Origin of the sequence: Asticcacaulis sp. W401b, from assembly GCF_046503825.1 — a bacterium.
In the GTDB taxonomy this organism is placed as follows: domain Bacteria; phylum Pseudomonadota; class Alphaproteobacteria; order Caulobacterales; family Caulobacteraceae; genus Asticcacaulis.
Genome location: NZ_JBKFEE010000014.1, coordinates 1 through 12,793, shown reverse-complemented (window position 1 = coordinate 12,793; position 12,793 = coordinate 1). Strand labels below are relative to the sequence as shown.

Below are 12,793 nucleotides of genomic sequence, written 5' to 3'. Positions count from 1 at the left end.
CGCACCGTGGATTGGACACGCGGCATATGGCCCCAATACACAAGTATCCCGTCAACACTTTGTGAAACCTGATGCCCCCTCGCACTCCACCGTCCCGACGCCCCGCCAGCGATCCGGCCCCGCGCGCCTGGCAGCGTATGCTCTCCGGGCGTCGCCTCGACCTGCTCGATCCGTCGGCCATGGATATTGAGATTGACGACATTGCGCTCGGCCTGTCGCGCGTCGCCCGCTGGAATGGACAAACCACGGGCGAACATGGCTTTTCGGTCGCTCAGCATTCATTGATCGTCGAAGACATCTGCGCCCATCTGAAGCCGGGGCTCGACACGCAGTGGCGGCTGGTGGCCCTGCTGCACGATGCGCCGGAATACGTCATTGGCGACATGATTTCACCGTTCAAGGCGGCGCTCGGCCTCGATTACAAGCGGTTTGAGCATCATCTGGAACAGGCCATCCACATCCGCTTTGGCCTGCCCGCCGTAGTGCCACCGGATATCAAGGCCCTGATCAACCGCGCCGATCACGCCTGCGCCTATTTCGAAGCCACGCAACTGGTCGGCTTTTCCGACGCCGAAGCCCGCACCTTTTTCGGCACCCCGCCCGAAGGCTACGACCTCAGCCTGACCGCCCTGTCGGGCCCCGAAGTCCGTGCGCAGTTCGTTGACAGGTTCTACGCCCTGAGCCAAAACCTGTAAGGAGGAGTTGCCTGTGCCGGTCAGCCTGACGATCGAACTGTCCGCCGTGGTTATGGCGATCAAGGACAATGAGGCGATGGTCCTGTGCCTGACCCTGCCCGACGGCACGGCCCTGCCGTCTGGCCCATTTCGCCCGGAGGCGCATCGCACCTTCGATCTGGCCGTGCGGGCCTTTGTCACCGAACAGACCGGCTTTTCGGCGGGCTATGTCGAGCAGCTCTATTCGTTTGGCGACGAAGGGCGTCAGGGCCTGAGTTCGCTGGCGCCCGGCGGCAGCGATCAGCGCGTCATTTCGCTGGGCTATCTGGCCCTCACCGCCGACAGCGCCTTTCAGTCGCGCTTGTCCGCTCAGTGGAAGCCCTATTCCGCCTTCTTTCCGTGGGAAGACTGGCGGCGCGGCGAACCGGCGGCGGTAGCCCCTTTGCGCCGGCGTCTGCGCGACTGGTGCGATGCCGCTCCGGACCAACAGTCGGCCGCCGAGCGGCGCGGGCGCGTCGAAACCCTGTTCCCCGAAGACAGCGACCTGTGGAACGAAGAACGGGTGCTGGATCGCTATGAATTGCTCTACAGCGCCTGCCTGATCCATGAATCGCGCTGCGCCGAAGCCTCCAGCGGCAGCGGCACAGCCATGTTGTCGGACCACCGCCGCATTCTGGCCACGGGCCTGTCGCGACTGAGGGGTAAGCTGAAATACCGCCCGGTGATCTTTGAGCTGATGCCCGAACGCTTTACGCTGCTGGAATTGCAACGCTCGCTGGAGGCCATCAGCGGCCTGCCCCTGCACAAGCAGAACTTCCGCCGCGCGCTGGAACGCACAGGTTTTGTGCGCCCGACCGGCATCATGCGCGACGATACGGGCGGCCGCCCGGCAGAACTTTATGCCTATGACCGCGACCGCTTCCGCTTCAGCCCGTCTCTGGGGTTGAGTTTGCCGAGAGGGTAGGTTTTAGCCACGAAAAACACGAAAAGCACAAAAATAGCGGAAGCTACGTTACCCGGAGGGCCTTTGCATATCGCGTAGAGCAGGCGCTACGCGCCGAAATATCCGCCTACGTCTTTTCGTGATTTTTCGTGATTTTTCGTGGCCAATAAAAAAAGCCGGCGGGTAACCCACCGGCTTTTCTCTATTGCCAAGAGCGAACTTACGCTGCGCGGCCCGCCAGACGCGCCGCCTGCGCCATCCAGTTTTCACGCACGATACGCGGCGCCGAATGGACGCGCGCCGACAGCCAGGCCACGTGTTCCGGCGTCCAGCTCGCCACCTGCCAGTAGTGGTAGATGCCCAGCATATTCAGTTCGCGCTCATTATCGGCACCAATGCCCGAAATCAGCGTCAGGTCGTCGGGATAGCCTTCGGGCGCGCTGAGGCGATGCGGCTCAAGGCCGGTGCCCGCCTGCTCCACCGCCGCGCGCACGCTTTCCGGCGTCATGGACGACAGAAGCGAGGCCTTGGGGCGTGAGGTGCGATCGAGCAGTTCCGTCACCGGTTCGGCCTTGACCGCCAGGGCGGGGGCGGCCACGGCCGGCGCTTCGGTCCGCTCGATCCCGGCCATGATGGCAGGCTCCAGCTCGGTGGAGACGCCCACGGGTGCGGGCTGCGGAGCGGCCGGTTGCGCGACCGGGGCAGCCGCGACCGGTCGCAGCGGGATGATGTCCGCCGACGGACGCGGGGCGTCTGCCTGTGCGGCGGGCGTCTGAACGGCCTGACGCGAGGCATTCAGCGCCTGAGCGGCGGCAACCATCGGGTCTGCCACGGGGCGTTCCGCCGCCGGGGCGTTCAGCGGCGCATCAAAGGTGGAATCAACGATAGAAGCCGGAGCCTCATCAAAGATCGAGATACGGCGCGCGGCGCGCTTCGGCTTGGGCGACAGGTGCCAGCCCACAAAACCACTGAACAGGAAGACCACCAGAAGCAGGGCCGCCGATTGTGCGATCAGCAAGTACATATGTTTCCCCTACCCTGCACGACGCGCGAGAAAGCCCGTACACAGGCCCAGCGCCGCCGCACCCAGCAGCAGCCAGCGCAGCTCAAAGATCAGATAAAGCATGATCGGTCTTCCCCATAGACACCCGCATCGGCGTTTCGCTTGTGTCGGTCAGCACTTGCAGCGCCGGCCCGTACAGATACCCCTCGCCCTTCGGGACATAGACCTCGATTTCCGGCGGCAGTTCCGGTTGCAGGCTGCGCACGGCGGCGGCGGCCTGCATCAGACGCGCCTTGCGCTCATCGGCGGTGACGCCGGGACGAAAATCCTGCGTTTTAAAGCTGAGGCGCACATTGAGGCCATCGACCTCATAGGCGATGTCGCCCAGCCCCTCGGCCTTGAGCGCGTCGGCGACCCGTGCTTCCAGCGCCTGCGGCATGGCCGGAAGCTGTTTATAAAGCCCCACCCCTGCCCCGGCGGTCAGAAGTAGCAGTCCCAGTCCCCATACTGTTTTGGACGACATGCCAAGTTCCCGGAAAATCGAAATTCTGAAAGTGTTAACAACTAAAGCCCAAATCCCGACACCTGACAATAGGCCGCAGCGTGCCGGAGAGCGATAAGTTAGACGGCGCGTGTGACAGCGCCAAGACATACGCCTGTGAGGGGAAATGCGATCCCTTTCCGCCACGAAAAAAGCCCGGCGGAGGGCCGGGCTTCTTCCAGTCGGGTGTTGTAATTGACTTACTTTGCCGAAATCGCGGCTTGCGCGGCGGCCAGACGCGCCACAGGCACGCGATAGGGCGAGCACGACACGTAGTCGAGGCCGACCTTTTGACAGAAGGCGATCGAGGCCGGATCACCGCCATGTTCGCCGCAGATGCCGAGCTTGATGTCCGGGCGCGTCGTGCGGCCCTTGGTGCGGGCGATGTCGATCAGTTGCCCAACGCCGTCCGGATCGAGGCTGACGAAGGGGTCCTTCTCGAAAATCCCCTTTTCAATATAGGGGTTGAGGAAGCGGCCCGAGTCGTCACGGCTGATGCCGTAGGTGGTCTGGGTCAGATCGTTGGTACCAAACGAGAAGAATTCCGCCGTCTCGGCCAGCTTGTCGGCCAGCAAAGCCGCGCGCGGCAGCTCGATCATGGTGCCGACCTTGTACGCCACCTCGGCCCCGCGCGCCTTGAGCACGCCCTCGGCAATGCCCTTGGTCATAGCGACCAACTTGGCCATTTCTTCCTTGGTGGCGACCAGCGGGTGCATGATGTCCGGCTGCGGGTCGAAGCCTTCGGCCTTCACGTCGCAGGCGGCTTCAAAAATCGCCGTCACCTGCATCTCGTAGATTTCCGGGAAGGTGATGCCCAGACGGCAGCCGCGCCAGCCCAGCATGGGGTTGGTTTCCGACAGTTCCTTGGTGCGCTTCAGGAGTTTTTCCTCCGGCACTTCCGCGGCTTCGGCCACCAGCTTGATGTCTTCCGGCGTGTGCGGCAGGAACTCATGCAGCGGCGGATCGAGCAGGCGGATGGTCACCGGCAGGCCATTCATGATCTTGAACAGCTCGACAAAGTCGGCCTTCTGCATCGGCAGGATCTTGGCCAAAGCCTTGCGGCGGCCGGCTTCGTCATCGGCGAGGATCATCTCACGCACAGCGCTGATGCGGTCTTCGTCGAAGAACATGTGCTCGGTGCGGCACAGCCCGATGCCTTCGGCGCCGAAGCCGATGGCGGTGCGGGCGTCCGCCGGGGTTTCGGCATTGGTCAGCACCTTGAGCGTGCGGAATTCGTCGGCCCAGCTCATGATCTGATGGAAGTCATCCGAGAATTCCGGCTCGATCATGCGGATGGAGCCTTTGAACACCTCCCCGCTGGAGCCATCCAGCGTCACAATGTCTCCGAAACGGAAGGTCTGACCGCGCGCGCTGAATTCGCCGCGCTCGGTCGAAATGACCATTTCCCCGGCCCCGGATACGCAGGGACGGCCCATACCACGCGCAACGACGGCGGCGTGCGAGGTCATGCCGCCGCGCGCCGTGATAATCGCCTTAGCCGCGTGCATACCGTGGATATCTTCCGGTGAGGTTTCATCGCGCACCAGAATGACGTCGTCGCCCGCCGCCGCCAGACGCACGGCGTCATCGGCGGTGAAGACGATCTTGCCGCAGGCCGCGCCCGGCGAGGCCGGCAGGCCGCGCGCGATCAGGGTGCGCTCGGCCTTCGGGTCCAGCATGGGGTGCAAAAGCTGATCCAGCGCGCCTGGATCGAGGCGCATCAGCGCTTCCTGCGGCGTGATCAGGCCTTCCTTGGCCATATCGACGGCGATTTTCAACGCCGCACGCGAGGTGCGCTTGGCATTGCGGGTTTGCAGCATGAACAGCTTGCCCTGTTCGACCGTGAACTCCACATCCTGCACGTCGCGATAATGCTTTTCGAGCGTCTCAACGGTTGAGCGGAACTGCGCGAAGACCTCTGGCAGGGCCTCTTCCATCGAGGGGTTGCGCTCGCCCATCTCTTCGCGGGCTTTTTTCGTCAGGGTCTGCGGCGTGCGGATGCCCGCCACCACGTCTTCGCCCTGTGCATTGAGCAGGAATTCGCCGTAGAGATAGTTGTCACCCGTCGAAGGGTTGCGCGTAAAGGCGACGCCCGTGGCCGAGGTGTCGCCCATATTGCCGAACACCATCGACTGAATATTGACGGCCGTGCCCCAGTCTTCGGGGATGTCGTGCATTCTGCGGTAGAATTTGGCGCGGTCGTTCATCCACGAACCGAACACGGCCTTCACCGCGCCCCACAACTGATCCTGTGGGTCCTGCGGGAAGTCGTGGCCCAGATCGGCCTGCACCTTGGCCTTATAGTCGGCGATGACGCGCTCCCAGTCCTTCGCCGTAATGTCGGTGTCCACCGTGACGCCCAGACGGTCCTTATGGTCGTCCAGAATGTCCTCAAAGCCGTGGTGGCTAACGCCCAGCACGACGTTCGAGTACATGGTGATGAAGCGGCGGTAGCAGTCGAGCGCGAAGCGGCGGTCACCCGTCAAGGCGGCAAGCCCTTCGACCGTCTGATCATTGAGGCCCAGATTGAGGACCGTATCCATCATGCCCGGCATCGACGCGCGGGCCCCCGAACGCACAGAAACCAGCAGCGGGTTTTCGACCGAGCCAAAGCCCTTGCCCGTTACGGCCTCCAGATTGGCCAGAGCGGTCTGCACCTGCGCTTCCAGTCCGGCGGGGAAGGTCTTGTCGTTCTGATAGTAATGGACGCAGGCCTCGGTGGTGATGGTGAAACCCGCCGGCACCGGCAGCCCCAGGGACGACATTTCGGCCAGATTGGCCCCCTTGCCGCCCAGCAGGTTCTTCATCGAGGCATCGCCATCGGCCTTACCGGCGGCAAATGCGTAAACCCATGACTTCGACATCGAAAATCCCTCTTTCCTCAATCAGATAGACGTATCTGTTCACCCGGCTGGCAGGGCCGGATACCAGAGCGATATGTCGAAAAGTGTGAGCGGTTTTCGACAAAAATATCGCGATAAAACAAAAATTTAAAGCGGGATGATGCTTCCATCCCGTTCTGAGAGCAAAGGTACACGCGCGCGCGAACTCTGCGGAATAAGTTTTTATGTAATTCGAAATCCCCTCCTCCCTGTCGCGCCAGCGATGGGGAGGTGGATTTTGGCGCGAAGCGACAAAAGACGGAGGGGGGGGGGTGATTCGGAAAAAGGCCAGAGGCTCTCGCCCCTGACCTTTCGCAACGTCCAGGGCCAGCCCCCGGAACACCGAAAGCGTCATCCCCCTCTGCCTCGCAGGCTCGGCACCTCCCTATCGCTGCGCGACAGGGAGGTGGAAAAACTACGCCAGATTGGACAGATCACCCACGCCGTCGAACAGACGCCGCAGGGCCGACAACAGGCTCAGGCGGTTTTCACGCTCAGCCGCCACCTCGGAATTGACCAGCACCCCGTCGAGGAAGGCATCGACCGCCCCGCGCAAACCCGCCAGCTTGTCCAGCGCCTCTTCGAACTGTTCGGCGTCGATCAGCCGCTCCAGCACCGGCGTCAGGGCAATCACCTGCTGCGTCAGGGCCGTTTCGACCTCCGGGGCACTGCTGAGCAGCTTCGGCTCCGCCGTCGGCAGAGCGCCCTTCTTCGCCTCGGCATTGAGGATATTGGCCACGCGCGTATAGGCGGCCTGAAGCTCAGTACCCGCCGGCGACGCCAGCACGTTTTCCAGCGCCTTGATGCGCGCCACGGTGCGCACCATGTCGTCGTCCTTGACCGCAAACCCCGCCTCGACCACGTCGAAGCGCACGCCTTCGTCCTTCAGCATGACCTTCAGGCGATCGGCGAAGAAGTCGGCAAACTCCGCCGACACCGCGCGGAAATCGCGGAAGGTCAGCAGAGCGTTTTCGACCTTGGGCGTATTGGTGACGTGCTCGAATTGCAGGTCCAGATCGTAGTCACGGTCGGTCGGGATGACAAAGACCGGGCTTTCGAGCAGACCGGCGCGGAAGTCGCGCAGATAGTTGTCATAGACCTCGGTTTCGCCCTCGGCCCAGCGCGGCCCGGCTGAACCGCGCCAGTTGTCCGTATCGACATAGACGGCGCGGCCTTCGCCCGCATAGATCAGCAGCGACTGATACCAGGCAGCGACCAGCTCCGACAGCGAGGCGCGCACATTGTGCTGACGCAGGATGCGCAAAATCCCCAGAGCGGCACGACGCAGGGCATAGGGGTCTTTCGACCCCGTCGGCTTTTCGTCGATGGCAAAGAAGCCGACCAGCGTGTCGATCTTGTCAGCCAGCGCCACGGCCGCCGACAGCGCGCCTTCGGGCACCGAATCCGACGGGCCCTGCGGCTTATAGTGTTCGCGGATGGCTTCGGCCACGTCGCCGGGCAGCTTGGCCGCTTCGGCGTAATATCCACCCATAACCCCTTGAAGTTCCGGGAATTCCCCGACCATGTAGGAGGCCAGATCAGCCTTGGCCAGATGCGCGGCCTGCGTGGCCAGCGACACGTCGGCCTTGACCAGCGGGGCAATGACTTGCGCCAGCGCCTCGATGCGCGCCACGCGCTGCGCCATCGTGCCCAGCCTGGCGTGGAAGGTCACACCGTTCAGCTTGCGCAGCCAGGCGTCGAAATTGCCTTTGCGATTGTCCTCGGACCAGAAGAAGACGCCGTCCGACAGGCGCGCCGACAGCACCTTGGCATTGCCGCGGCGGATTTCGGCCCCGCCGTCGCTGGCCACCTGATTGGCGACGATGACGAACTTCGCCGCCATCTTGCCGGTCGAAAGATCGCGCACGGCGAAGTATTTCTGGTGCGTTCGCATCGAGGTCTTGATGACTTCCGGCGGCAGGCTGAGGAATTTCGGGTCCATATCGCCCAAGAGCGGCGTCGGCCATTCGTTGAGGCCAGCCACCTCTTCCAGCAGGCCATGATCGTCCATCAGGGCGCAGCCCGCGTCGGCGCAGGCCTCGTTGGCCTTATCCAAAATCAAGGATTGACGCTCAATGTGGTCGAGGATGACGAAGTTATCACGCAGCTTTTGCTGATAATCGGCGAAGTCCCTGACCGCAAAGGCCTCTCCGGACGACAGGACGCGGTGACCTTGCGTAAGACTGCCCGAGGTGACGCCGCCGACGCTCAGCGGAATGACCTTGCCGTCGAACAGGAACAGGATGCGCTTCAACGGGCGCACCCAGCGGAAGCTCGACGTGCCCGAACGCATCGACTTGGGCCACGGGAAGGTCAGGATAACGTCTTCGAGGATGCCGGGCAGGACCTCGGCTGTGCTCTTGGCGGGCTTTTCGATGCGCGCCATCCACACGCCGTTTTCCAGCACCAGTTGATCCTGCGTCAGGCCAACCTTGCGCAGGAAACCGGCCATGGCCTGTTCCGGTGCGCCGTCCTTGGGCCCCTTGACCTCTTCGGTGACGGCGGCCTGTTCCAGCGGCAGGCCTTCGACGTGCAGGGCGAGACGACGCGGACCGACATAGGCCTTGAGGCTTTCCCAGGTCAGGCCCTGCGCCTTGGCGCGATCGCCGAACAGGCGCTCGAAATCGCGCGCGGCCTGAAGCTGCATGCGCGCAGGGATTTCTTCTGAGAAAAGTTCGATAAGTAACTGAGCCATTTTATCTTCTCTCCTCCCTGTCGCGCAGCGATGGGGAGGTGGATTTGCCGCCGCAGGCGGCGAAGACGGAGGGGGATAACACGGAAAGGGCAGCGCACGCCGATGTTTGGAGTAGCCCCCCTCCACCGCTTCGCGGTCCGGCACCGGCCGCCCGGCCCTCCCACGCTTCACGCAGGGAGGAGAAGAATGCTACACTCATCGCGCTTCCTCCTGTGCGGCCCATTCAAGCGCGCAGGCCTTACAGAGGTCGCGGATGCGGCCGATATAGGATTGCCGTTCGGCCACCGCGATGGCGCCGCGCGCATCCATCAGGTTGAACAGGTGCGAGGCCTTCAAAACGTGGTCATAGGCCGGCAGGACCAGCTTATAGCCCAGACTGTTTTCGGTATTGAGGATGCGCAGAACGTTGCGCTCCATGTCCTCAAACTGCCGCTTGAGCGTCGCCACATCGGACGCTTCAAAGTTGAAGGCCGAAAACTGGCGCTCCTGCTCCTTGAACACGTCGCCGTACTTCACGCCGTCATTATTGAATTTCAGATCATAGACGTTATCGACGTTCTGAAGATACATGGCCAGACGCTCCAGCCCGTAGGTCAGTTCGCCCGACACCACATCGACCTCGATGCCGCCGACGCCCTGGAAATAGGTGTATTGCGTGACTTCCATGCCGTCGCACCACACTTCCCAGCCAAGGCCCCACGCGCCCACGGTCGGGTTTTCCCAATCGTCTTCGACGAAGCGGATGTCGTGCAGCGCCGTGTCGAGCCCGATGGCTTTCAGCGAGCCGAGATACAGCTCCTGAAGATTGTCGGGGTTCGGCTTCAGGATCACCTGATACTGATAATAGTGCTGAAGACGGTTGGGGTTTTCGCCATAGCGGCCATCGACCGGACGGCGCGACGGCTGCACATAGGCGGCCTTCCACGGCTTCTTGCCCAGCGCGCGCAGGACGGTGGCCGGATGCAGGGTGCCTGCGCCGACTTCGACGTCATAGGGCTGAAGGATCACGCAGCCCTGCTGGCTCCAGTAATGGTGCAGGGTCAGGATAAGGTCCTGAAAGGACAGGGGCTCTTTGGTCATGTTCGAAAATGCCGGACTCCAGAATGGCCGCGAACATAGAGAGGTGCGTCCGGCCAAGCAAGGTTTGCACGGAAAGAAAACCTGTTCAGACGGCGGAGAATCGCTTTTTCTGTGCGTCTCCTCGCGACTGGGGAGAGCGGGTTAAAGCCAAATGTCCTCTGCCGATAAGCCCACCCTCCGCGACATCCTCCGCGCCCTGAAAACGCCCAATGCCTGGCTGTTGCTGGTGCTGGGGTTTTCGGCAGGCCTGCCCTTTCTGATGACCGGCGCCACGCTCGGCTTCTGGATGCGCGAAGAGGGCACAAGCCTGACCGTCATCGGCTATATGGGCTGGATCAGCCTGTTTTACGGCTTCAAGGTCGTGTGGGCCCCGTGGATGGACAAGGTGCGCCTGCCGCTCCTGCACGCGCGGCTGGGGCAAAGGCGGTCCTTCATGCTGCTGGCGCAGGGCGGGGTGATCCTCAGCCTGATCGGCATGGCGGCCATCGGCCCTACGGGGAATATCTGGGCCTTTGTCGCCGTGACCCTGCTGCTGGCGCTGTGCGCCGCCTCGCAGGAAATCGCCATCCACGCCTGGCGTATCGAGCAGACCGAGGGACAGGCGCAGGAGGCGCTCAATCCGACGATTTATTCCCTCGGCTATAAGGTCGCGGCCATCGTCTCCGGCTCGCTGATCCTTATTCCCGCAGACCATTTCGGCTGGCCGACCACGGTAACCGGGCTGGCGGTGCTGATGCTGGTCGGTGTGGCCGCGACACTAATCGCGCGGCCGTCGCGCGCCGAGGCCCTGACGCCGCAGGTGCCCTACAGCTTCGACACCTATGTCGTCGTGCCGCTGAAAAGCTTTTTTCAGGAACATTCCGGGTTGGCGTGGTGGGTGCTGGCGACCGTGGCGCTCTACCGTCTGCCCGACTATCTGATCGGGCCGGTGGCTGGGCCGCTTTACAGCGATACGGGCCTCAGCAATGCCGATATCGCCTATGTGCGTTCGACCATCGGGCTGGCGGCCTCGTTCGCCGGGGTGGCGCTGGGCGGGGCGTGCCTTCTGTGGCTGGGGGTTGAGCGCGCCTTCTGGCTGGGGGCGGTGACCGGGCCTTTGTCCAATATCTGCTTTGCCCTGATGGCCGCGCATCCGGGGGATGTCACCGTGTTCGGCGGTACGCTGATCATCGACAATATCGCCAATGGCATAGCCGAAACGGCCTTTATCGCCTTTCTGACGCGCCTGACGGTGAAGGAACACACCCTCACCCACTTTGCCCTGATGTATTCGGCGGCTGACCTGACCGGCAAGCTGCTGAAGGGCTTTTCGGGGCAGATTGTTGATGGCCTGACGGCTTCGCACGGCCTGTTCGGGGCGTATCAGATCTTCTTTATCGGCACGGCGGTGGCCGGGCTTCCCGCATTGAGTCTTTGCCTGATCCTGCGGCAGCGTGGCCTCTTCAAGACGGCCTGAGACAGGCGTATACTCACTGTCCCAAAGGCCGCGACACAGGGACGACGCCATGATCCGCAACACCTTCATCGCCATCGCCGAAGACTCGAAACACCGCATGGGGGTCGAACCGCCCCGCCGTGACGGCCCGCCGACCCTGGCGCGGCTGCATTATGAGCTGTTGTCGGAACATCCTTACGAACTGACGCTGGATGATCTGAACTTTACCGTCCATTGCCTGAAACACGGTCTTGATACAGCGGATCAGCAGGCGCGGACGGCGTTTCTCTCCAAAGGCCATCCGTGTATGCGCGCCTCTCCCCTGACCAAGACCTATGGCTTCGGGGCGCATTATAATCACGCGGGCAAGATCGCGCTTTATCCTGCGGATTCTGTTGCTTATCGGAAGTTTCTCAAAGACCCGGAGGTCCGCGTCGAAAAAGCCATGCGCAGCAAACGCGCGATGGAGATGGTTTAAGATTTCTCCGCAGATGGCCACAGAGCCGCGACAGTTAGGTGAAACCACAGATTACACAGATTTCACAGATGGGCGCTGCGCGCCGGTTTGCATGGCCTCCGCACCCAGACGCTGAAAACGGATAATCTGTGAAATCTGTGTAATCTGTGGTTCCCAAAACCCGATCCTCCCCACGGGATGAGTTGCGCTGATCAGATGTCGCCTACATGTGCATCTGTGGGGTCACTTCAACGTACAGGCCCGAACCCATGCCTTGGGCCAGTCGTCGCGTAGCCGGGCCGCCAGGGTTTCGGCCTCGCTCAAGGTCTCGCACAGGGCAAAACAGGTCGCCCCTGATCCCGACATGCGGGCAAAGCGTGTCTCAGGCTGCGCGCGTAAAGACGCCAGCACTTCACCGATCACCGGCACCAGACGGATGGCCGGCGCTTCCAGATCGTTACGGGTGGTAGCGAGATCGTCGATCAGGTCGTCTCCCCGCCAATGCGTGTCAACAGGGGCAAATTCCGCTGCCGCATCATAGGCCTTGAACACCGCCGGTGTCGGACACTCGACGCCCGGATTGATCAGCACAGCGGGCAAGGGCGACACTGTGACCGGCGTCAATCGCTCGCCATAACCTTCGGCAATCGACGCCTGAGCCCACAGGCACATCACGCCGTCAGCCCCCGTCTCCGCCGCCATGGCCGACAGGGCGTCGTCAGTCACCTCCGGCGCGCAGGCTTCGCGCAACAGGTGCAGCACGGCCCCGGCATCAGCGCTGCCGCCGCCCACGCCTGAGGCTAAAGGGAGGTTTTTGGTCAGGTGGAAATCGTGGCTATACACGCGCACGCCGGTTGCCGCTTCAAACCGCCGGACGGCCTTGAGAACCAGATTGTCCTCACCCGTGCTCAAACCCTGCCCGAACGGCCCGTCGATGAACAGCCGCCCCTCACCCGGCGTCAGGCTTACCTCATCGCCATAGTCGGCAAAGACCACCAGACTGCGCAGGGGGTGATAGCCCCGGTGATCCGGGGCGGCGACGTGCAGATAGAGATTGACCTTGGCCGGGGCCAGCCGCGACCG

10 protein-coding genes are annotated in these 12,793 nt (G+C 62.7%); 4 read left to right on the top strand and 6 right to left on the bottom strand.

The features are described 5' to 3' along the window. Window positions 1–71: 71 nt before the first annotated feature. Both ACK8OE_RS17555 and ACK8OE_RS17550 read left to right on the top strand, forming a co-directional pair. Window positions 72–695, top strand: a complete 624-nt coding sequence (locus ACK8OE_RS17555; RefSeq protein WP_410273647.1) for an HD family hydrolase — start codon at window positions 72–74, stop codon at window positions 693–695. A gap of 13 nt (window positions 696–708) precedes the next feature. Beyond that, the gene (locus ACK8OE_RS17550) at window positions 709–1,638 is read left to right on the top strand and encodes an NUDIX hydrolase (RefSeq protein WP_410273646.1); all 930 of its coding nucleotides are present in this window, start codon (window positions 709–711) and stop codon (window positions 1,636–1,638) included. A gap of 199 nt (window positions 1,639–1,837) precedes the next feature. Here ACK8OE_RS17550 and ACK8OE_RS17545 read toward each other — a convergent pair whose 3' ends face one another. The 5 genes from ACK8OE_RS17545 to ACK8OE_RS17525 all read right to left on the bottom strand — a co-directional run bounded on the left by ACK8OE_RS17545 (window position 1,838) and on the right by ACK8OE_RS17525 (window position 9,818). Beyond that, window positions 1,838–2,641, bottom strand: a complete 804-nt coding sequence (locus tag ACK8OE_RS17545) for a hypothetical protein (protein WP_410273645.1) — start codon at window positions 2,639–2,641, stop codon at window positions 1,838–1,840. Between the two features lie 82 nt (window positions 2,642–2,723). Beyond that, window positions 2,724–3,143, bottom strand: a complete 420-nt coding sequence (locus tag ACK8OE_RS17540) for a hypothetical protein (RefSeq protein ID WP_290793275.1) — start codon at window positions 3,141–3,143, stop codon at window positions 2,724–2,726. Window positions 3,144–3,361: 218 nt separating this feature from the next. Then, complete coding sequence (ppdK, locus tag ACK8OE_RS17535) at window positions 3,362–6,025, bottom strand: pyruvate, phosphate dikinase (RefSeq protein ID WP_410273644.1); 2,664 nt, start codon at window positions 6,023–6,025, stop codon at window positions 3,362–3,364. A 433-nt stretch (window positions 6,026–6,458) separates the two neighbouring features. Beyond that, entirely contained in the window at window positions 6,459–8,738 is a 2,280-nt protein-coding gene (gene glyS, locus ACK8OE_RS17530; RefSeq protein WP_410273643.1) for a glycine--tRNA ligase subunit beta, read from the bottom strand. Window positions 8,739–8,933: 195 nt separating this feature from the next. Continuing rightward, window positions 8,934–9,818 (bottom strand): glycine--tRNA ligase subunit alpha, encoded by an 885-nt coding sequence (locus tag ACK8OE_RS17525; protein ID WP_290793281.1) that lies wholly within the window; start codon window positions 9,816–9,818, stop codon window positions 8,934–8,936. Between the two features lie 151 nt (window positions 9,819–9,969). Between ACK8OE_RS17525 and ACK8OE_RS17520 the strand changes: the two genes are divergently transcribed. Together ACK8OE_RS17520 and ACK8OE_RS17515 are read left to right on the top strand one after the other, a co-directional pair. Further along, window positions 9,970–11,274, top strand: a complete 1,305-nt coding sequence (locus ACK8OE_RS17520; RefSeq protein WP_410273642.1) for an AmpG family muropeptide MFS transporter — start codon at window positions 9,970–9,972, stop codon at window positions 11,272–11,274. A gap of 49 nt (window positions 11,275–11,323) precedes the next feature. Beyond that, the gene (locus tag ACK8OE_RS17515; RefSeq protein WP_410273641.1) at window positions 11,324–11,731 is read left to right on the top strand and encodes a DUF6157 family protein; all 408 of its coding nucleotides are present in this window, start codon (window positions 11,324–11,326) and stop codon (window positions 11,729–11,731) included. 222 nt (window positions 11,732–11,953) lie between these two features. Here ACK8OE_RS17515 and ACK8OE_RS17510 read toward each other — a convergent pair whose 3' ends face one another. Next, entirely contained in the window at window positions 11,954–12,784 is an 831-nt protein-coding gene (locus tag ACK8OE_RS17510; protein WP_410273685.1) for a 4-(cytidine 5'-diphospho)-2-C-methyl-D-erythritol kinase, read from the bottom strand. Between the last annotated feature and the right edge of the window lie 9 nt (window positions 12,785–12,793).

Coding starts and splice junctions, on each gene's coding strand:
- ACK8OE_RS17555 (WP_410273647.1), top strand. CDS start 72: ATGCCCCCTCGCACTCCACCGTCCCGACGCCCCGCCAGCGATCCGGCC.
- ACK8OE_RS17545 (WP_410273645.1), bottom strand. CDS start 2,641: ATGTACTTGCTGATCGCACAATCGGCGGCCCTGCTTCTGGTGGTCTTC.
- ACK8OE_RS17540 (WP_290793275.1), bottom strand. CDS start 3,143: ATGTCGTCCAAAACAGTATGGGGACTGGGACTGCTACTTCTGACCGCC.
- ppdK (WP_410273644.1), bottom strand. CDS start 6,025: ATGTCGAAGTCATGGGTTTACGCATTTGCCGCCGGTAAGGCCGATGGC.
- glyS (WP_410273643.1), bottom strand. CDS start 8,738: ATGGCTCAGTTACTTATCGAACTTTTCTCAGAAGAAATCCCTGCGCGC.
- ACK8OE_RS17525 (WP_290793281.1), bottom strand. CDS start 9,818: ATGACCAAAGAGCCCCTGTCCTTTCAGGACCTTATCCTGACCCTGCAC.
- ACK8OE_RS17520 (WP_410273642.1), top strand. CDS start 9,970: ATGTCCTCTGCCGATAAGCCCACCCTCCGCGACATCCTCCGCGCCCTG.
- ACK8OE_RS17515 (WP_410273641.1), top strand. CDS start 11,324: ATGATCCGCAACACCTTCATCGCCATCGCCGAAGACTCGAAACACCGC.